The sequence below is a fragment of the Photobacterium sp. WH24 genome, assembly GCF_019204055.1.
In the GTDB taxonomy this organism is placed as follows: Bacteria; Pseudomonadota; Gammaproteobacteria; order Enterobacterales; family Vibrionaceae; genus Photobacterium; species Photobacterium arenosum.
Map to the genome: position 1 here is coordinate 733,830 of NZ_JAGSOZ010000001.1, position 19,978 is coordinate 753,807.

Here is a 19,978-nt window from a genome sequence, read left to right on the forward strand (position 1 = left end):
AATGAAAACAATAACAATTACTGTGCTGGCGCTGCTCATTGGAAGCGCAATCGGCTATGTGGGCAGTCAATACCTCAGCAGCCAGGCTCTGTCAGCCAATAACAGCGACTCATCAGCGGATACACCCAAAGCCCCGCTGTACTGGGTGGCACCTATGGACCCCAACTACCGGCGAGATCAGCCGGGAAAGTCGCCGATGGGGATGGATTTGATCCCGGTTTATGAAGAAGACCAAGGCGGTTCGAAGACTAAACCGGGCACGGTACGTATTGATCCGGCGGTGGAAAACAACCTTGGCGTGAAAACGGCCGCGGTGTCTGTCCAGCCACTGTCGCCCAGAATTGAAACCGTCGGGTATGTCGCTTTTGATGAAAGGCACTTGTGGCAAACCAACGTGCGTGTCAGCGGCTGGGTGGAGAACCTTTACATCAATGCGGTTGGTGAGCAGGTGAAGCAAGGAGATGTACTCTTCACCCTGTATTCACCGGAACTGGTCAAAGCCCAGGAAGAGCTATTGAATGCATACCGCACTAAACGTGATGGCCTGATTAAAGGCGCCTATGAGCGCTTGGTGTCGCTGGGAGTTGATAAGGCACAAATTCAGGCCATCGCCAGAAGCGGCAAAGCGGTACAGACAGTGAAAGTGAAGGCCCCGGCAGACGGGGTGATCGCCAGCCTGAATGTCCGTGAAGGGGCGTATCTGTCACCGGCGCAGTCGGTGATCAGCGCAGGGCCCTTGAATACAGTCTGGGTCGATGCCGAGGTGTTTGAACGCCAGGCGCATTGGATAACAACAGGCAGTAAAGCCACCATGACGCTGGATGCCCTGCCGGGCAAAGCGTGGCAGGGGCGTGTGGATTATGTCTATCCCATTCTTGACCCAGCCACCCGTACTCTGCGGATGCGGCTGAATTTCAACAATGCAGCGGGCGAACTCAAACCCAATATGTTTGCCAACATCGTGCTGGAGCCCGAGACAGACAAAGCGGTGATGACGATTCCGGCCTCTGCGGTGATTCGCTCCGGCGGTATGACGCGCGTGGTGTTGTCAGAAGGTGAGGGGAAATATCGCTCTGCCCGGATAGAAGTGGGCCGCCAGGCGGCAGAACAGATTGAAGTCCTGCAGGGATTAAGCCTGCAGGACAGTGTTGTGACCTCTGCACATTTCTTGCTGGACTCAGAATCCAGTCAGTCGGCAGATCTGGCACGCATCAACGGTGTTGAACCTGAACAAGCCACAGTCTGGGCAACCGGTGAAATTACCGAGGTGATGGCCGATCACAAGATGCTGACGATAAACCATCAGCCTGTACCGGAATGGGACTGGCCGGGCATGGTGATGAATTTCACTCTGGCTGAAAGCCTGGAAATGGCACCGCTGAAGACGGGACAGACACTGGATTTCGAAATTACCAAACTAGAATCCGGCCAGTATCAGGTGGTGGATTTCAACGTCAAGGATCAGCCTGCTGCCCGGGAAATCTGGGTAAAAGGTGATATTACAATGCTGATGGCGGATTTCGGGATGATCACTCTGTCACATTCAGCGGTGCCCGAATGGCAATGGCAGCCGGGCGAAATGAACTTTACCGTCGATGACAGTATCGATCTGTCTGCGTTTACAGAAGGACAAACCGTCCGCTTTCTGATTGTCCGCAACGGCAGTGAGTACAGCCTGAAACAACTGAATGCGGCCGGGGGTGAGCAATGATAGCTGCCATTATTCGCTGGTCACTCCACAACCGTTTTCTGGTGCTGATAGCGGCCCTGTTCCTGACATTGGCGGGCCTGTACAGCGTTAAAAATACCCCGGTCGATGCACTGCCGGATTTATCCGATGTACAGGTGATCATCAAAACCAGCTACCCGGGACAGGCACCGCAAGTGGTGGAAGATCAGGTGACGTATCCGCTGACCACCGCCATGCTGGCAGTGCCGGGTGCCGATACGGTCCGTGGCTATTCCTTCTTTGGCGACTCGTACGTGTATATCATTTTCAACGATGATACCGACATGTACTGGGCGCGTTCCCGGGTGCTGGAATACCTCAGCCAGGTTGCGCCTAAGCTGCCGGCGAACGCGAAACCGACCCTGGGTCCGGATGCGACCGGCGTTGGCTGGGTATACAGTTATGTGCTGCAGGATAAAACCGGCCAGCACGATCTGGCTGAGCTGCGCAGTCTGCAGGACTGGTTTCTGAAGTATGAACTGCAAACCGTTAATGGGGTGTCGGAAGTGGCCACAGTCGGTGGCATGGTGAAGCAGTATCAGGTGCAGATAGATCCAGCCAAGCTGCGCGCTTACGGGTTGACGCTTCAGCAGGTTAACAACGCCATTCAGCGTGGTAATCAGGAAGTTGGCGCGTCGGTTATCGAAGTGGCCGAAGCCGAGCACATGGTCAGAACAACCGGCTACCTGACCGGCGTTGACGATCTGAAAGCGTTGCCACTGAAAACCACAGCCAAAGGCACCCCCTTGCTGCTGGGAGATATCGCCGATATCAACATTGGCCCGCAAATGCGACGCGGCATTTCCGAGCTGAACGGCGAAGGTGAAGCGGTAGGCGGTGTGATTGTGATGCGCTATGGCGAGAACGCCAGTCAGGTAATTGAGGCGGTGAAAGCCAAACTGGCAGCACTGCAGCGCAGCTTGCCGGACGGTGTCGAGATAGTGCCCACTTATGACCGTTCAACCCTGATTAACGCTGCGGTTGAGAATCTGTGGCAGAAACTGGCGGAAGAGTTCATCGTGGTGGCGATTGTTTGCGCCATCTTCCTGTTCCACATCCGCTCCTCACTGGTGATAGCTATCAGTTTGCCGGTCGGTATTTTAGCGGCCTTTGTCGTCATGCACTGGCAGGGGATCAATGCCAATATCATGTCGCTCGGCGGGATTGCGATTGCCATCGGGGCGATGGTCGATGGCGCGATTGTGATGATTGAAAATGTGCACAAGCACATCGAACGCACACCGCTAACGGATCAGAACCGCTGGCAGGTGATCGGCAAAGCGGCAGAAGAAGTCGGTGCGCCTTTGTTTTTCTCGTTGCTGATCATCACCCTGAGCTTCGTGCCTGTGTTCGCGCTGGAAGGTCAGGAAGGCAAGATGTTCTCGCCGCTGGCTTACACAAAAACCTATGCCATGGCCGCAGCCGCCGGACTGGCGATCACGCTGGTTCCGGTGCTTATGGGCTACTTTATCCGCGGTAAGGTGTTGCCTGAGCACAAAAACCCGGCCAACCGCGGGCTGGTGGCCCTGTACCGGCCGTTGCTGAATCTCAGTTTGGCTTATCCTAAAGCCGTGATTGTAGTGGCACTGGCACTGCTGGCATCAGCCTACTATCCGGCCGCCAGAATGGGCAGTGAGTTCATTCCGCCGCTAGACGAGGGCGATCTGATGTACATGCCAACCACCTATCCTGGCATTTCAGTTGGCAAGGCGCGTGAGCTGCTGCAGCAAACCAACAAGCTGATCAAAACCGTGCCGGAAGTGGAAACCGTGTGGGGCAAGATTGGCCGGGCAGAAACCGCGACCGATCCCGCGCCGCTGACCATGATAGAAACCGTGATTCAGCTCAAACCGCGCGATCAGTGGCGCGAGGGCGTGACGACAGAATCGCTGCGTAAAACTTTCGACGATCTGGTGCAGTTTCCCGGCCTGACCAATGCCTGGGTGATGCCGATAAAAACCCGCATCGATATGCTGGCAACGGGTATCAAAACCCCGATAGGGATCAAAATTGCGGGGCCGGATCTGAAAACAATAGAAACCATCGGCGCGCAGATTGAGCCTATCCTCAACGCGATAGCGGGCACGGCTTCTGTCTATGCCGAGCGGGTTGCCGGCGGGCGCTATGTCACCATTGATATCAAGCGCCGCCAGGCTGCGCGTTACGGATTGAACATCCAGGACGTTCAGCAGGTGATTGCCTCTGCAATTGGCGGTGTGAACGTCGGCGAAACCATTGAAGGGCTGGAGCGTTATCCGATTAATGTCCGCTACCCGCAGGACTATCGGGATTCCGTGGTGAAACTGCAGAACCTGCCACTGGTCACGCCTAACGGCGCCCGGATTGCCCTCGCCGATGTGGCCGATATTCGCTACGAAGACGGGCCGCCGATGATCAAAACAGAAAATGCCCGCCCCAACGGCTGGGTGTTTGTGGATATTGAAGATCGTGATCTGGGCTCTTACGTTGCCGAAGCCAGAGAGATTGTGGCCCGCGAACTGTCGCTGCCAGCCGGTTATTCACTGACCTGGTCCGGGCAGTATGAATATATGGAACGGGCTAAGGCAAAACTCAGTGTGGTTACGCCTGTTACGCTGATGATCATTATGCTGCTGCTGTATTTCAGCTTCCGTCGGGTAGGGGAAGTGCTGGTCATTATGGCCACCCTGCCGCTGGCAATGGTGGGTGGCGTCTGGCTGATGTATCTCCTGCAATACAACTTCTCGATTGCGGTAGGCGTCGGGTTTATCGCATTGGCAGGCGTGGCGGTCGAGATTGGCGTGATCATGCTGGTGTACCTCAATCAGGCCTGGCACTGGCGCAAATTACAGGCAGAAGAACAGCAGAATCACCTGCAGCCACAGGATCTGACCGACGCTATCCGGGAAGGGGCCGGGCTGCGCGTTCGCCCTGTGATGATGACAGTGATCACCGTGATCATCGGCTTGATTCCCATCATGTACGGCTCGGGCACAGGATCGGAAGTCATGCAGCGTATTGCCGCACCTATGATTGGCGGCATGGCGTCAGCCTTGATTCTCACCTTGCTGGTGTTGCCCGCCATTTTCAAGCTGTGGAAGCAGCGCGAAGTTGCATCAAACCGTTAACTATCTTTGCCTTTCTCCTGCCCGGCGGGAGAAGGGCACAAAGGTAAACACATCAGAATAATTTTGCTGAACACAAAGGAAATACAGATGAAAAAAACAGTACTCGCCCTGATCATGGCACTGGCCTCGACGCCTGTCCTTGCGGATGAAATGGGTCACGGTTCAATGGACCACGGCTCGATGGATTATTCGAAAATGGATCACAGTAAAATGGATCATTCAGGGATGAAAATGGAAGGCATGTCTGCTGTCGGTATGCCCGCCAAAGGCGCCAAACCCGACAAAGTGGTTCACGTTATTCTCTCCGATGACATGAAGATCCGCTTTAAGAAAGACGTGCAGATCGAAGCCAACGATGTGGTGCAGTTCGTCGTAATGAACACAGGCAAGATCGACCATGAGTTCTCCATCGGCTCAATGAAAGAACAACTCAAACACCGGGAAATGATGCGCAACATGACAACCGGCCATGATCACGACAGCGGCTCAACCGTGACGGTAAAACCGGGTAAAGCCAAAACCCTGCTCTGGCACTTCCACGGCGAACCAGAGGTCGAGCTCGCCTGCAACATCCCCGGCCACGCCGAAGCCGGTATGGTGAAAAGCATCATGGTGCAGTAATCCAACCCCGTCAACAGCTTACACTCCACCTACCCAAGGAGGCACCGCCTCCTTTTTTCACGCCGCAGAACTTGCCCTAATGCACAGATATGCAACTCAAAACACACCAAAGCGTGAAACAGCAGCCATATCTGAATATCATATATAAGCGTCAAATTTCCATCATGCGATTCACTTCAATGTGAAGGGCGGTAGCGTGTCTGGTTAAGAACAGATCTGAGACGATAGAATATCGCTTTATTATTTCGAATCACTTGTCACTGATTGACGATACAACGAACATGAATGATGAAATCATATGTGAATCAGTTACATAGAAATTGATACAAAAGCGAGATATACGACATCATATGGTAATCTCAGGTAATTTGTTTAATATCAGATACTTATATATAGTTCTGTATGAAGAAATATACGACAGAGTTATACGACATGATGTCGTTGAATAAAATGTTAAATGGCAAGGAGAATTCAGAGTATGACTCACGGAAATGCAGTAATTGAAATGGATGAAGATTCTATTAAAAAGGAAGGTGGTGTTGTAGCTAAACTACCTAAAGAACAACTCAAGTCACTATTTTATCTTTTTTCTGGCAAACCAGACTCAAGAATAAAGGTCTACCATAAGCCTTTATTCTTGGATGTTGATGATATTATAGAGTTAAATGATTGTATTACGAGAAAATTACAAGTCCACAATATATATGCTCAGATCACATCTTTAAATATTGGATATGAAGGAGCGGATATTCAAGAGTTTGGTACTTGGGCTGAATTTACGGAACATCATTGGCAGTCGCCCGACTGCATTGAGGAAATCGTAATAAAATGGGATTTTATGGTCGACATTCAAGGATTCGATTCCCCTCAAAGACATACATTACTTGTACGTGTATCTTCAGACATGAAACCTGGTAAATTCATGCAAATGATGGCTTCAGGAAATTCTGACGACTTTGATCAAATAGATGTTATGACCGCTCCTGCTTTTTGTAGAGTTGACTTTATTAACGCGCAAATTAGTAAAGAGCTAATTAATGAAGTTAGTGATTGGGTGAGTTGCCGTAAAGAACCTGCTTTGATTACAGATTTCTACTACTGGTTTAAAAAGCGTCGTCAAACTCTTGCTGAATTAACACATCACTCAGTTATTTTCATGTATGCAATGCTATGGGTTTCAAGTTTCTTATGGGTTAATACTAATATTTATAGTGCCTCAATGCCGATGCATGTTATGGCTATCTGGTTATTTTTAGGATTGTACGCTTTCAATCCAATAGGAAAGATTGGGCATATCCTAGCGAGTAAGGTCTATGGTGCTTTAGATAATATCAATGGGAAAAAAGTTGTATTTAATTTTACCTCTGGTGATAAAAAGCTAAATGCCGAATCAATAGATAGAAATAAGCAGCATGGAAAATTATTCTTAAAACAAACTGGCTGGTCTTTAGCTCTAAATATTGTTGCAGGCGTTATAGCTTCGTATTTATATATGAATAGTTAGCCATTTAACAAGTTGCTTAAACGGACAAAAAACAGCTGGATTTTGCTCGTTCCTCGCTAATTTTAGCCAGATATTTTATTGCCGTTTAGCAATGCGTTATATTTTTCGATAGAAATAAAAATTGAGGATGTATATGAAGTTTTATTATGATGAATCAAATAATATCCGTGTGTTGAGAATTAAGAGTAATGGCTTCAATACAGATGCACATGAAAGTCCATCGCCATGTTTCTTGTTAGCTGGGGTTGCTTTACCTGATTCTGGTATTGCCGTAGATGAAAGTCAGATTCAACTTTTAAACAAGAAGATAAATCTGCCTGCAAACTCCGCTGAAATGAAGTTTAAAAATGTCGCTACAGGTACCTTTCTTGATAACCTCAAGTCTGCCAAATTAAGGAACTTACTGACTTGGATTAAAGATAGTGACTACTTAATACATTACAGTAATTTGAACATGGAGTATTGGGCAGTTTTAGATATTATCGATGATCTGTGTGATTATGCTGATTCAAATAGCGCACTAAATTATGCCCCCGCAGGGGGGAGGTATAACTATACTCAGTATCACAAAGATGCGCTCTATTTATTATTAAAAATCCGGAAAGAACCTTTCATAGCTGCTCTGAAAAGTTGTGATTACCCAAATGTAAAAGGAAAGAAAGTAACGAAGCTCATTAAAGAGCTCAAAAAAATATGTAAGTTGGCTACCTCACCAGCAGCTCGAATGAAGTTTAAGTTATCAAGCGAGGATAACCTGAAGCTTAAGAGACTTCAGAAACTGTTTGAGCTTTGCTCAAAAGCATCTGAGCTAGAGCTAGTTTATGAAGAAAATGAAGGTGTTTTAATTGATGGCTTGGAGGTGTTTTATCGTTACAGGCTAGAACAATATCCTGCATCGAGCCATATATATGATAATGAGTTCAAAATCGAGGAACACTTCAACTTTATAAAGGATCATGACCCAATACTAAGTGGAGGAGACTATCAGTTTGTTAATTCAAAAGATTATTATGAAGTTCAACTTTCTGATGTGATAAGCGGGCTTTTTAAAAATTATTTTACATTTATTGATGATATATGTACAGATGAAATAAGTAGCATCAAAGATACACTGAATCCTTTGCAGAAACAAAATTTGGAGTTAATAAAAGAGCTAATCTTAAAAACGGATCGAGTTGACCAACAAATGCTGCATTACGTTTCAAGTGCATCAGAACATATAAAGCATGCAGATTTCATGTTTAACAAAAAAATATAACAAATAAGGATACGTGTCGCGCAGCCGGGAAGTGACCACGGTGTGTTTCACTTCAATGGGTTACCGCCTGAATTCGGTCTTGCGTTGGCTTTCTCCTCGTTGATGATGCTGCGCCATTCTCCTTATTGTGTTTGCCTTTCGGCTATCTCGGTCGGGTGATGCCGACGCAGTGCATTGCTTGCTGGCAGCTTGGGCAGTCCCGTGTTGCTTTCAATGGCTCGGTTTTCACAGACAACTGCCATGTCGGCAAGCTGAGTGTATTTACAAGGACAGTCACGTCAAAGCACAGGCGAAATAGTCTCGTTACCTTGTTGAGCCTCGGGCGGGCATTGTCTACAATGGCGCACTTTATTCATACATCAGGTCATGAACATGAGCGACACTAACGATAAACCAGCTTTACCCGATCATCTTGCCGGTAACCCTCGCAGCCCACACTATGTGGCGGAGTGTTTTGAACACCATATCGGCATTCGTCTGAATGGCAAAGAGCGTACTGATGTTGAAGAATATTGCATCAGTGAGGGTTGGGTCAAAATCCCTTCACCGAAAGCAAAAGATCGTTTTGGTCAGCCAATGCTGATCAAACTGAAAGGCGAAGTAGAAGCTTTCTATAAATAAGTGGTTTTTTACTGCTTATAATCCAACACATAGAGTGAGAGAATTGCTGGCTCTATGTGTTGGTTCAACTGTCTATATAAACATATCGGCAGCTTTCATATCCCCATGCTCGTTATTTATACTTGTTACTAAATGTTTGGCGTTTATTGCAGTTTAAACGTTTACGTCATTGATGAGTTATAAAATGTGCTTATTCATCCCTGATTGTGGCGCTATATAAAAGGAGGTGATTTTGAACCAGGAAGGTCTTAAACTCGAGCAATTACCACTTCAAAAAGAACTCATTAATTCTGCATGTGCCGCTTTTTATCCTGATGAAAATGTCATAGCAGCTGTATTGCTGGGCTCACTTGCAGCAGGCACAGGTGACCGTGTTTCGGACGCAGATATTATTATTTTTACCCAAAATATTTGTCATAGCTCGGTTGATTCATGTTTTTCAGATTTTGAATCAGAAAAAGACATCTTTTATTGTCTCGACGGTTTTCATAATGAGAATGCTTATTTCAAAAAGTACATATTTGATGACTTGACAAGTGCAGAGATTCATTGCCTCGATTTAAGCGAACCCTTTAATATTTCAAGGCCGTTTAACGTGCTTTTCGATAAAAAGGGTATAATAGAAAGCCGATTAACAGACGAAGCAGCTCCTAAGCATGATGATTTTCCAGTATATATCAACGGTGATAAAGGTTTAATCTGGGAACTGTTTGATTGCATCAAGTGGCTAAGTCGTGGCAATAATGACCTGGCAAAATCGTACCTTAAGAAGTTATCAGAAAAACTGTGACTGTTTGTATGGCAAGGGATTGTGCCATGAAATGTCAAAGGCCGTTGTGTTTTCATCTTATATGACACCATATCCAGGTAGCATGATTCACATCCCTTCGGCAGGTGTTATTGTGTTCTTAAAATCATGGAGACTTGTGACTTGTGATATTCCCAAAAGCGTTAACTATTGGTGACAAAATAGGCTTCTTTTCACCGTCTTCACCCGCAACAGTATTCGCACCCAATCGATTTTCAAGAGCGAAAGCCTACCTGGAAGGTCAAGGGTTTGAGCTGGTTGAAGGAGCCTTGACAGGATGTTCAGACTCATATCGCTCTGGATCAATTCAGGCCAGGGCTGAAGAGTTCAATCAGCTTATCCGAGATCCAAGCATTCGATGCATTATGTCGACCATTGGCGGTAATAACAGTAATTCATTATTGCCATATATTGATTACAAGGCTCTGAGAAAAGATCCAAGAATCATTGTTGGTTATTCCGATGTGACTGCACTTTTACTTGGTATTTATGCACAAACGGGTCTTGTCACTTTTTATGGACCCGCTTTAGTGGCATCGTTTGGTGAGTTTCCGCCTTTAGTTGATGACACTTTTCAGTCATTTCTGGATATATTGAGTTCAGAGAAAAGTGAATATAAATATCTCATGCCTGAACGCTGGACAGACGTTAAACTGGATTGGGAAACACAAAACACGGCAAAGCCTGTTTTCAGCAACGAATGGATATTTCTTGGGGGCGGGAAAATCACCGGGCGTATTATTGGCGGTAATCTAAATACAATGGCAGGTATTTGGGGAAGCCATTATATGCCTGAAATACACTCAGGTGACATACTGTTCATTGAAGACTCATTAAAAGGAATTGAAACTGTTGAACGTTCGTTTGCTCACTTAAAGGCTTGTGGCGTCTTTAACAAGGTTGGAGCGATTGTGCTTGGTAAGCATGAGCTTTTTGATGACAAAGGAACAAATCGTTCGCCATTAGACGTCTTGCTTGAAGTTCTTAATGGTCAGAACATGCCAATATTATATGGCTTTGACAGTTGTCATACTCATCCCATGTTGGTGACACCTTTAGGTGTGCAAGCCAGCATTGACTTTGATAATCAGATTTTTCAGCTGGAAAGCCAGTGGTTAGCCGGGAAATAACCAATGATTCAGAGAGCTCGTTACCAGGACAGACACATTATGCGTGGTTAGGACAATAGCCATTACCAGGACAGACATATTATGCGTGGTTAGGACAATAGCCATTATCAGGACAGGCATACTATTCGTAGTTAGGACAATTGATGATTAAGAGGAAATATGAAATTTCTTAGTCCGGATCAGTATCAAAAAGCCTGTCATGAGCGGTTTGATTATTATCTGAATCAAATACGGAGGCTGTTGCCAGCAGCAAGAGTCGAGCATGTGGGAGCGTCATCTGTTCCAGGCGCTATTTCAAAAGGTGATCTTGATATCTTGATCGGCGTTGATGCGCACGAGCTGGAAGCTTCTGCGCGTATTTTGCTCACCTTGGGGTTCCAAGAAAAGAGAAACACACTGAGAACAGCTGAACTATGCATGCTTGAGTCAACAAGCGAAGATGTGGCTTTTCAGGTGGTAGCGATAGGCTCAGAGTTCGAGTGCTTTGTGGATTTTCGTGACAGGTTACGCGCATCTCCAGATTTAGTGGTTCAGTACAATGTGTTAAAGAAATCGTGCGAGGGTTTGTCACACGACGAGTACCGTGAAAAGAAGTCAACGTTTATTGAGCACGTTTTAGCGCAGGTATAGCAAGAGATAATAAGGACAGTCATGATAGTTACAAGGACAGTCACGCATAAGTCAGAGCCAGACAGACCTGTACCAGATTCAAAAATTCGCTTTCATATTCTTTTTATAAAGACTGATTTACAGCGTGCTGGAATGCAAAGTGAGATTTTATACCTCTGGCATGATTTCCAGGCGAGCAGCAGCATACGAATGTATCGCTGTTGAGGATCTGTTTGCTGTGAATGGGTTAAGGGAGCTGTACACCGGTTCGGCGCTGCCGGTTCAATTTCGGCAAAACAGCTTGAATTGACGAGGTGGTGCCAATGAGGGGGCCTGTTGCTATCTTGGTGCAGATATTCAACCACGAAGCTGTATTAAAACCGAGCCGTTCAAGGATGGGATGCTGGGTTGAGTGGATATGGTGATGTTTTCCTTCTCTGATTTGCTGTCCGGTCCACTCAACCAGTTCAATATAATCGAACAGGTGAAAAGGCAGTCCTTCTGGCATATTGCTGCGCGGATTGCCCGCGAAGGGAAAAAGATTGGGCGCCGTTGCTTCGTTCTTTTGAAGCGATTTAATGCGCGCTTTAACGGAAGTGTAGGCGGAGGTTTCCGGTGTCTCCGCGATACCGGCCCGGATCGGATTTAAATCGACGTACGCCATGGCGGCAGCTAAAGCATTGTCATCCAGCAATGCCTGGCTTTTGAAGCGGCCTTCCCAAAAATGGCCAGTGCAGTCGTCTTCCTGATTGGCTTTGCTGGCAATGTACTGATTGAGCAGGCGCATGAACCAGCTGATGGAACAAAGCCGCTCGCGCCAGGTTTTGATGAGGGTTAAGCAAGCAGACTGTTCGGCCTCGGATAAGGCCTCGTGCTTCAAAAACCGCTGAATCAGCACAGGGGCGCGATGTAAGGTGAGCCAGCGCTCTATAACTTCATGGTTCGAGAGGCAGTGGGCCTGCTCCTTGTTGATATGCAGAACGACATGGTAGTGATTGCTCATAATGGCGTAGGCGCAAACATCCACACAAAAGACACTGGCAATCCGTTTTAACCGCTTCTCAACCCATCCCCGCCGGTGTTCATAGCTGGTCTGGGTCAGTTCATCGTAGCCGCAAAGAAAGGAGCGGCGAACACAGCGGGAAACACAATGGTACTAGGGCGTAGCTTCTATACTGATAAGTTGGCTGCGTGCTGTCGTCATTGGGAGTCACAATAATTGAACTGGATGAATATACAGTATACGTCTGTGCTGGCCGGAAAAAGGAGCAAATCACGAAGTGGGGATCTGGGTCAGAATCTCATGAAATTGATGAAGTTGTTTTTTTCTTCACCTGTCTGTCCTTGTAGAACTGATGTCTGTCCTGGTAGATCTATGATCGGTTCTCACCGCCATTTAATGTTGCTCAGACGGGTGTTGATTGCCCTTTGTTGCCTTTTCTCCTCCAGCCAGAGCTACCCGGAAGAGCTGAAATTACAGAGTCTTAGTATTCGCGCCCGTGTTTCAGAGCAGACATTACTTGGAGATGATGCGCCGGAGGATTTTGAGGCGTATGACGTGGCGGCGAATTTCAGCTTACCATGGCAGGATTATTCAACTTCAGGTTGGGGAATGGGCACGCGCTTGATGGTGAGTGCCGGAATGCTGCAGGCGACCGGGGGAAATGCTTTTGTTGTCTCTGCTATCCCCGAATTGACCCTGGGCAGTGAAAACGGCAGGTTTACGCTGGATTTAGGAGCCGGTGGGGCACTATTCAGTAAGTATCGCTTCGGAGTGCAAGATTATGGCGGGCCTTTCCAGTTTGCCCTGACTTTTGGCGTTGGTGTGCCGCTGTTTAACAATCTGGGGTTAGGCTATCGTTTTCTTCATTATTCCGATGCTGGTGTGAATGGATCTGATACAACAGGGGCTGATTTCCACATGATTGAATTGAGCTATCGGTTTTGATTGCTTGCGGGATTACAGGGACAGACATGTTATACGGTGCTAACAAGGACAGGCACGTTAAACAGGCTGAGTGATTCATTTGTTGTGTCTGTCCGCGTATTTGTATATGCAGGACTATATTCAGGGAGCGGTGAGAGCGCATGAAGACAATTGGACTGATAGGCGGAATGAGTTGGGAAAGTACGATCGGGTACTATCGGAAAATTAACCAAGGTGTAAAAAATACGTTGGGTGGTCTCCACTCAGCTAAAATCCTTCTTCATAGTGTTGATTTTGCTCCTATTGAAAAATTACAGCACAGTGGCAACTGGACAGGTGCGGCTGAGATACTGGTTGATGCGGCAAAAAGTGTAGAGTCTGCGGGGGCCGACTTCGTGTTGATCTGCACTAATACCATGCATAAAGTTGCCCCAGAGGTAGAGCAGAGCATCAGGATTCCCCTGCTTCATATTGCTGACGCAACTGGCGAAGAACTCGTAAAAGACGGGATCAGCAAGGTGGGTCTATTAGGCACTGCTTTTACAATGGAACAATCTTTCTATAAAGATCGTTTGTCGGAAAAGTATGGTCTTGAGGTTGTCATACCCAGCGAAAAAGATCGAAAGCTGGTTCATGACATCATTTATAACGAACTTTGCCTGGGTAATATTAATGCGACATCTCGTCATGAGTATATTCGTATAGTCAATGAATTAGAGCTGGCTGGTGTTGATGCTGTTATTTTGGGGTGCACTGAAATAGGCATGTTAATCTCTCAGGAGCATGCTGGTATCCCTCTGTACGACACGACGGCCATCCATGCCGCCAAAGCCGTGGAATGGGCTATGTCGTGAAGTGCTGCAAACCGCCAGCTTCAGACGGCTCAGAGGAAACCGAACAGCGCGAGAGAGACGAATGAAATCACCTGTAACAAGCCAAGCGGTACAAAGCAAAATAGAGAACCTGTATCGCAACGAGGCCCGTAAAGTGTATGCGAGCTTAATTCGTTTGTTGGGTGACTTTAATCTCGCAGAAGAGGCTTTGCACGATGCGTTCAGCACGGCGTTAACTCAGTGGCCGAAAGAGGGGATTCCTGATAACCCCAGCGCCTGGCTGGTGTCTGTCGGACGCTTCAAAGCCATCGATCATCTGCGCCGGCAAAAACGGCAAGTCGAGATTGTCTCAGAGCTGTTCGATGCTCCCAATGACACATCCTTTATCCGCTCTGACACTGAAAGCCCATTCGAATTCGATGATCAGGTGATTGAAGACGATCAGCTGAGGTTGATCTTTACCTGCTGCCATCCGGCCATAGATGCCAAAGTGCAGGTCGCGCTGACGCTGAGGGAAGTGTGTGGTTTGACCACGGAAGAAATTGCCAGTGCCTTTCTGACATCGCCATCCACCATGGCCCAGCGCATTGTGCGGGGTAAGGCAAAAATCCGCGAAGCGAACATTCCCTTTCAGCTGCCTTCAGAAACTGAGTTGCCGGACAGAATTGAATCTGTGTTGTCTGTCATCTATCTGGTCTATAACGAAGGCTACTCTGCGTCGGCGGGGGAGCGTGTCACACGTTCCGAGCTGACGGCGGAAGCCATTCGTTTGGCGCGTTTAGTGAGATCCTTGCTGCCCGATGCTGAAGTGTCTGGCCTGCTGGCGCTCATGCTGCTCAATGAATCCCGCCGAGGCGCCCGAACAGATCAGCAAGGCGATATTGTATTGCTGGAAGATCAGGATCGCAGGTTGTGGGATGCCGTTCTGATACAAGAGGGGATTGCCTTAGTACAGAGTGCTCTGGAAACCAGAAATATTGGCTATTACACATTACAGGCCGCGATTGCGGCGGTTCACGCCCAGGCGGCGGATATGGCCAGCACGGATTGGGTCCAGATAGTGTCACTTTATTCCCTGCTGCTTCAAGTAGCACCCTCGCCAGTCATTGAGCTTAATCGGGCTGTCGCCGTGGCGATGCGTGATGGTCCGCAGGCAGGGATCGAGATCGTTGAAAATCTGCTTGAACAAAAAGTCCTCCAAACCTATCACCTCACCTATGCGACCTATGGCGAATTGCTCAGCCGTGCCGGTCGGGTGCAAGAAGCTATCTCAGCATTTGAGCACGCTCTGAGCCTGGTTCAGCAAGCCCCGGAACAGCGTATTCTCAGACGAAAACTGGCACTGCTGACAACACCTTAAATAGTTACCTGTCAAAAGATCAAAAAATTTTCACCGGTTGTCGATTTGCTAAAGCTTCACTCGACTATTGTGTAGAGAGCAAAAAGAAGCCGCTCTTAAATCAACCTGAATACACAGACAGGAGAAGCACAATGAAAGTCATGGTAATTGTGAAAGCCAGTGAAAGTTCGGAAGCCGGCAAGATGCCAACCCAGGAATTGTTACTGGCCATGGGCGAGTTCAACGAAACTCTGGTGAAAGCCGGTGTCATGGCATCGGGCGACGGTTTAAAACCCAGCAGTGAAGGCATTCGCGTACGTTTTAAGGGCAGTGAGCGTACCGTGACTAAAGGGCCATTTGCCGAAACCAATGAGTTAGTGGCCGGTTATTGGGTCTGGAACGTCAGCTCAATGGATGAAGCCGTTGAATGGGTTAAAAAATGTCCCAACCCGATGGAAGAAGCGTCCGACATTGAAATCCGCCCTTTTTATGAAATGGACGATTTTGCTGAGATCGACAGCGACGGATCGGCTCGTGCACAAGAAACTCAGTTAAGGCAAACACTTGCGATGCAACAAGCGCAATCACACTGCTATCTGTTTTTCTCTGGCTGCTGTGATGAGGCGCTGCAATATTACCAGAAACACCTAGGCGCCAGTGTGGTCATGCTATTTCGGTTCAATGAAAGTCCGGATCCTGTGCCCGAGGGTATGTTACCTCCCGGCTTTGAAAACAAGGTGATGCACTGCGAATTTACGGTCGGAAACATGACACTTTTTGCCTCAGACGGCTGTGGTGACGAGGGGCCGTTTACCGGGTTCAATCTGGCATTAACGATTGACTCCAAAGCGGAAGCGCGTCGTGTATTTGATGCACTGGCAGACGGTGGTTCGGTTCGTATGCCGCTGGATAAAACCTTCTGGTCACCTTTATATGGCCAGGTAACGGATAAGTTTGGCATGGGCTGGATGGTGATGTTACCAGGCGACGACAGCCAGCAGTAGCAGGCTTCTGAAATCAGACAGGAGTATCAGGGTGATGAAATATGTAGCTTTGGTCTACTACGACGAATCAGTAATGAAGACGCTGACGCAAGATGAGTGGGATGCGCTCAACCGTGAGTGTATCGATTGCGGTGAATCCCTGCGGTCGCGTGACTATATGATCGGAGGCGAGGCGCTGCTGTCTGTCCAGGCGGCAACCACGTTACGTGTTCGAAATGGCAAGGTGGACATTACGGACGGCCCGTTTGCTGAAACCAAAGAACAGCTGGCAGGTTTCTACCTGTTGGATGTCAGGGATCTGAACGAAGCGATTCAGATGGCCAGTAAGATCCCGCCTGCACGCTACGGCAGCGTAGAAATTCGTCCGGTACGCGAGTTGCAGGGCGAAAATAACGTGAGTTATCAAGACACAGAGGTGCGTAACGCACCATAGGCAGAGGAGAAAGATCATGAGTTACGTTGATGGCTTTGTTTGCGCTGTGCCAACAGACAAACGAGAAGAATACCGACAACATGCCGCAGAGGCCGCACAGGTCTTTAAAAAATACGGCGCCGAGCGTGTGGTCGAAACCTGGGGTGATGATATACCAGATGGCGAAGTCACGTCTTTTCCTATGGCAGTTAAATGTAAAGACAGCGAGACAGTGGTGTTTTCATGGATCCAATGGCCCTCAAAAGCGGTACGAGACGAAGGCATGGCCCTGTTTATGAAAGATCCTATCTGTGATCAGAATCTGAACCCCATGCCGTTTGATGGCAAGCGCCTTATTTATGGCGGGTTCGAAACTATTGTAGATTGCTAGAGACTGTAGAAACGCGGTGCTGACATGCACCGCTCAGTCTGGTTAACCACAAGGAAAAACGCATGATTGTTGTTGCCCGGTTTTCGTTTCCCCATGAAGCGCATATTGCGAAAGCCAGCCTTGAGGCTGCCGGTATCCATAGCCATCTGGCTGACGAGCATACAGTGAATGTGCAGTGGCTGTATTCCAATGCGATGGGTGGCGTACGTCTGATGGTCGCGAAACAACAGGCTGAACAAGCTCGTGATATTTTGAGCTGCGACTTCTCACAAGCTGTTGAGTCTCAAGCTGTCGAGGACAGTCATATCTTCACCGGGGAAGCGGATGCCTGTCCGCGTTGTGGTAGTCATGATTTACTGCCGTACACAAAAGGAAAACGATCCGCTTTTGTCGTTTTTCTTTTACTTGGCTTTCCCTTGTTCTTTTACCGCCATGGCTATCAATGCGAAGCTTGTGGCGAGTTCACTGAAAAGCTTTGAGCCAGCGGCAGAGTGTCTTGTTATAAAGAGTGTTTATTCTCCTACTCATTAATACTACGCCGGTGACAAGCTGCACATTGCGAACAGCAATTAATCGCTGCATCTGGTGTCTGTCCTGATAGTTTCACTCAGCCTGAACCAAACGACACTCTAAAGGCTTTGTCGATGGAGCCTGGTTAATCTTCAGTCCCGATAAAGTGATACAAAGTCCTCTGGGTGAGGCGTTAGTTATTACTAGCTGCCCACCATGCATTTCAGCGACTTGCTTAACGATGGCTAAACCAAGACCAAAGCCTTGTTTAGAGCGATCAAGGCGCACCTTTCTTTCAAGCATAGACTCAAGATCCTGGTTGCAAACGCCGCTACCTTGGTCGGTAACAGACAGTGACAGGCTGTCATTGCCAGATGTCAGCTTTAATACAATTTCTCCTTCTCCCTGGTGTGATTTACCGTATTTAAGAGCGTTCTCTATAAGGTTAAGTAAAGCACTTTCTAATAGAGCCTCGTCTATTCGACAAACTGCTGACTCTATCTTTGTTTCAAAGGCAATTGCTTGACCTTGGCTGAATACCATTGGGGCATACTTCTCACAGAAATTTCGACAAAACTCGACGAGATCTAAGCATGACCAATATTTATTAGAAACAGTGCTATTCTGCGCTTTAACATAATGCAGCATCTGTTCGGTCAACCGGGTCATTAATGTGATATTACGGTCAACGTCATTCAATTTTTCGATTTGAAAATCGCGGCGATACATGGCGAGCTGCATTTTCATTTCTGCTAAAGGAGTGCGTAGCTGATGCGATAGGTCGGAATTAAAATTATGACTGATCTTAATGCTGCGCTGCAGTCGTGCCATTAAATTATTTAGTGATCGGACTAAAGCTTCGACCTCTGGTGGAACATCGGTTTCAATAGGATCGAGATTGGCCTCTGACCGCATCCTGATCTCTTTCTGTAACCTGCTCAGTGGATGAAGCCCTTTCTGAACAATAAAGGCCACGAGAATCAGTGTCCCGATACATATCAGTACAGCAGCAAAAGCTATCTGTTTCCGGAGCCCGGATATTGTGGTATGTCTGCCCTGATTGGATTCTGCCACAACGATGAGTGCGTCACCGAGAGGTGTTTTGGATGTATATTGAACCGCCCGAAGTTCTGTGCCAGCGTAAATGGTATGATAAAACACGGTAGGATAACCTTTCTTATCTGCCAGCGATAAGCCATCGAAACCTGCTAACAGATCTCCGTTTGGCGCTACGATTCGATAAAAAATTTTCTCACTATGTGTATCGCTTAAAGTATCTATGGAGAAATAATCCATATCGATTTTAAGCTTATCGTCTTTTACATAAAGTTTATCATCAAGATTTTTACTGACGGCGATCATCATGTTGTCGTACAGACGTTCCGTCTTATCTTTCAACACCCAGGTACTTATAAAAAAAATAAGCCCTGTAAATATGATAAGCGCGCTGGTTATAGCGAGATACAATCGTTGTGACAGAGAATGAAAGTTAATCACGGGATGGCTTCTCCAACATATAGCCGAGTCCTCTAACGGTACGGATATTCAGGTCGGGAGAGAATTTTTTTCTAAGTCGTGATATGTATGTCTCAATAGCCGTTTCGCTCAACTCCTCATCAAAAGAGGATATGCGTTGTACGATTTTCGGCTTACTTACCACTCGCTCGACATTCGATAACAGACATTCGAGCACGGATACTTCACGGCGATGTAGTACAACTTCATTGCCGTAAAAAGTCACAGCCTTATTGATCACATCAAATGTCAACGCGCCATGTTCGATAATGTTACTCACTCTTGATGAAGCGCGGCGCAGGAGTGCATGGACGCGTGCAACGACCTCCTCTGGTTCAAAGGGCTTACAAAGATAGTCATCCGCGCCTTCATTCAATCCTAGGATTCGCTCATCAAGAGCTGCACGAGCGGAGATTATCAGTACAGGAAGGTTGCTTTTTTTCTGACGTAAGCTGCGCAAAATTTGCAGCCCTTCACAGTCTGGAAGCCCTAAATCGAGCAAAAGCAGATCAAATTTTTGGGTTAGGATTACATGAGAAGCTTGTTCTCCCGAATGAAAAACATCAACCACAAAACCTTGTTCTACAAGTAAATTATGTAATCCTTCAGCGATAACGACGCTGTCTTCAACGATTAGTATCCGCATGAGCTACTTCAAAT

At 47.4% G+C, this 19,978-nt stretch carries 18 protein-coding genes and 1 pseudogene; 16 read left to right on the forward strand and 3 right to left on the reverse strand.

What is annotated here, in order from left to right:
- The first annotated feature begins 1 nt into the window (after position 1).
- The 9 genes from KCG43_RS03215 to KCG43_RS03255 all read left to right on the forward strand — a co-directional run bounded on the left by KCG43_RS03215 (position 2) and on the right by KCG43_RS03255 (position 11,408).
- Positions 2–1,711, forward strand: coding sequence for an efflux RND transporter periplasmic adaptor subunit (locus KCG43_RS03215; protein WP_218383227.1), 1,710 nt, complete (start codon positions 2–4; stop codon positions 1,709–1,711).
- On the forward strand, positions 1,708–4,836 hold the full coding sequence (locus KCG43_RS03220; protein ID WP_218383230.1) for an efflux RND transporter permease subunit: 3,129 nt from the start codon (positions 1,708–1,710) through the stop codon (positions 4,834–4,836). Before KCG43_RS03215 ends, KCG43_RS03220 begins: the two co-directional genes overlap by 4 nt.
- An 87-nt stretch (positions 4,837–4,923) precedes the next feature.
- On the forward strand, positions 4,924–5,457 hold the full coding sequence (locus tag KCG43_RS03225) for a copper-binding protein (protein WP_218383231.1): 534 nt from the start codon (positions 4,924–4,926) through the stop codon (positions 5,455–5,457).
- Positions 5,458–5,935: 478 nt separating this feature from the next.
- Complete coding sequence (locus tag KCG43_RS03230) at positions 5,936–6,961, forward strand: hypothetical protein (protein WP_218383233.1); 1,026 nt, start codon at positions 5,936–5,938, stop codon at positions 6,959–6,961.
- Positions 6,962–7,094: 133 nt separating this feature from the next.
- A complete protein-coding gene (locus KCG43_RS03235) occupies positions 7,095–8,219 on the forward strand; it encodes a DUF3800 domain-containing protein (RefSeq protein WP_218383235.1) in 1,125 nt (374 codons plus the stop codon).
- A 372-nt stretch (positions 8,220–8,591) separates the two neighbouring features.
- Positions 8,592–8,840, forward strand: coding sequence for a DUF3297 family protein (locus tag KCG43_RS03240; protein WP_120511066.1), 249 nt, complete (start codon positions 8,592–8,594; stop codon positions 8,838–8,840).
- Positions 8,841–9,072: 232 nt separating this feature from the next.
- Complete coding sequence (locus tag KCG43_RS03245) at positions 9,073–9,630, forward strand: hypothetical protein (RefSeq protein WP_218383237.1); 558 nt, start codon at positions 9,073–9,075, stop codon at positions 9,628–9,630.
- A gap of 143 nt (positions 9,631–9,773) precedes the next feature.
- On the forward strand, positions 9,774–10,778 hold the full coding sequence (locus KCG43_RS03250; RefSeq protein ID WP_218383240.1) for a S66 peptidase family protein: 1,005 nt from the start codon (positions 9,774–9,776) through the stop codon (positions 10,776–10,778).
- 159 nt (positions 10,779–10,937) lie between these two features.
- The gene (locus KCG43_RS03255) at positions 10,938–11,408 is read left to right on the forward strand and encodes a GrpB family protein (protein ID WP_218383243.1); all 471 of its coding nucleotides are present in this window, start codon (positions 10,938–10,940) and stop codon (positions 11,406–11,408) included.
- Between the two features lie 226 nt (positions 11,409–11,634).
- On the opposite strand, the pseudogene KCG43_RS03260 reads toward KCG43_RS03255, so the two are convergent.
- Positions 11,635–12,591, reverse strand: a pseudogene (locus KCG43_RS03260) (transposase).
- A 171-nt stretch (positions 12,592–12,762) separates the two neighbouring features.
- On the opposite strand from KCG43_RS03260, the gene KCG43_RS03265 reads away from it, so the two are divergent.
- From KCG43_RS03265 to KCG43_RS03295, 7 genes are all read left to right on the forward strand, one after another.
- Positions 12,763–13,335, forward strand: a complete 573-nt coding sequence (locus KCG43_RS03265; RefSeq protein WP_218383245.1) for an acyloxyacyl hydrolase — start codon at positions 12,763–12,765, stop codon at positions 13,333–13,335.
- 140 nt (positions 13,336–13,475) lie between these two features.
- Positions 13,476–14,168, forward strand: a complete 693-nt coding sequence (locus KCG43_RS03270; RefSeq protein ID WP_192016793.1) for an aspartate/glutamate racemase family protein — start codon at positions 13,476–13,478, stop codon at positions 14,166–14,168.
- 61 nt (positions 14,169–14,229) lie between these two features.
- Positions 14,230–15,507, forward strand: a complete 1,278-nt coding sequence (locus KCG43_RS03275) for an RNA polymerase sigma factor (protein WP_218383246.1) — start codon at positions 14,230–14,232, stop codon at positions 15,505–15,507.
- A gap of 131 nt (positions 15,508–15,638) precedes the next feature.
- Positions 15,639–16,490, forward strand: a complete 852-nt coding sequence (locus tag KCG43_RS03280; protein ID WP_218383247.1) for a YciI family protein — start codon at positions 15,639–15,641, stop codon at positions 16,488–16,490.
- Between the two features lie 34 nt (positions 16,491–16,524).
- Positions 16,525–16,923 carry a YciI family protein gene (locus tag KCG43_RS03285; protein WP_237796285.1) on the forward strand — a complete coding sequence of 133 codons (399 nt, stop codon included), beginning with the start codon at positions 16,525–16,527 and terminating at the stop codon, positions 16,921–16,923.
- 16 nt (positions 16,924–16,939) lie between these two features.
- Entirely contained in the window at positions 16,940–17,293 is a 354-nt protein-coding gene (locus KCG43_RS03290) for a DUF1428 domain-containing protein (protein ID WP_218383249.1), read from the forward strand.
- A 62-nt stretch (positions 17,294–17,355) separates the two neighbouring features.
- Complete coding sequence (locus KCG43_RS03295) at positions 17,356–17,772, forward strand: DUF2007 domain-containing protein (RefSeq protein WP_218383250.1); 417 nt, start codon at positions 17,356–17,358, stop codon at positions 17,770–17,772.
- Positions 17,773–17,896: 124 nt separating this feature from the next.
- Here KCG43_RS03295 and KCG43_RS03300 read toward each other — a convergent pair whose 3' ends face one another.
- Both KCG43_RS03300 and KCG43_RS03305 read right to left on the reverse strand, forming a co-directional pair.
- Positions 17,897–19,300 carry a sensor histidine kinase gene (locus tag KCG43_RS03300; protein WP_218383251.1) on the reverse strand — a complete coding sequence of 468 codons (1,404 nt, stop codon included), beginning with the start codon at positions 19,298–19,300 and terminating at the stop codon, positions 17,897–17,899.
- Positions 19,293–19,964, reverse strand: a complete 672-nt coding sequence (locus KCG43_RS03305; protein ID WP_218383252.1) for a response regulator transcription factor — start codon at positions 19,962–19,964, stop codon at positions 19,293–19,295. The genes KCG43_RS03300 and KCG43_RS03305 overlap by 8 nt, the downstream gene beginning before the upstream one ends.
- Positions 19,965–19,978 lie beyond the last annotated feature (14 nt).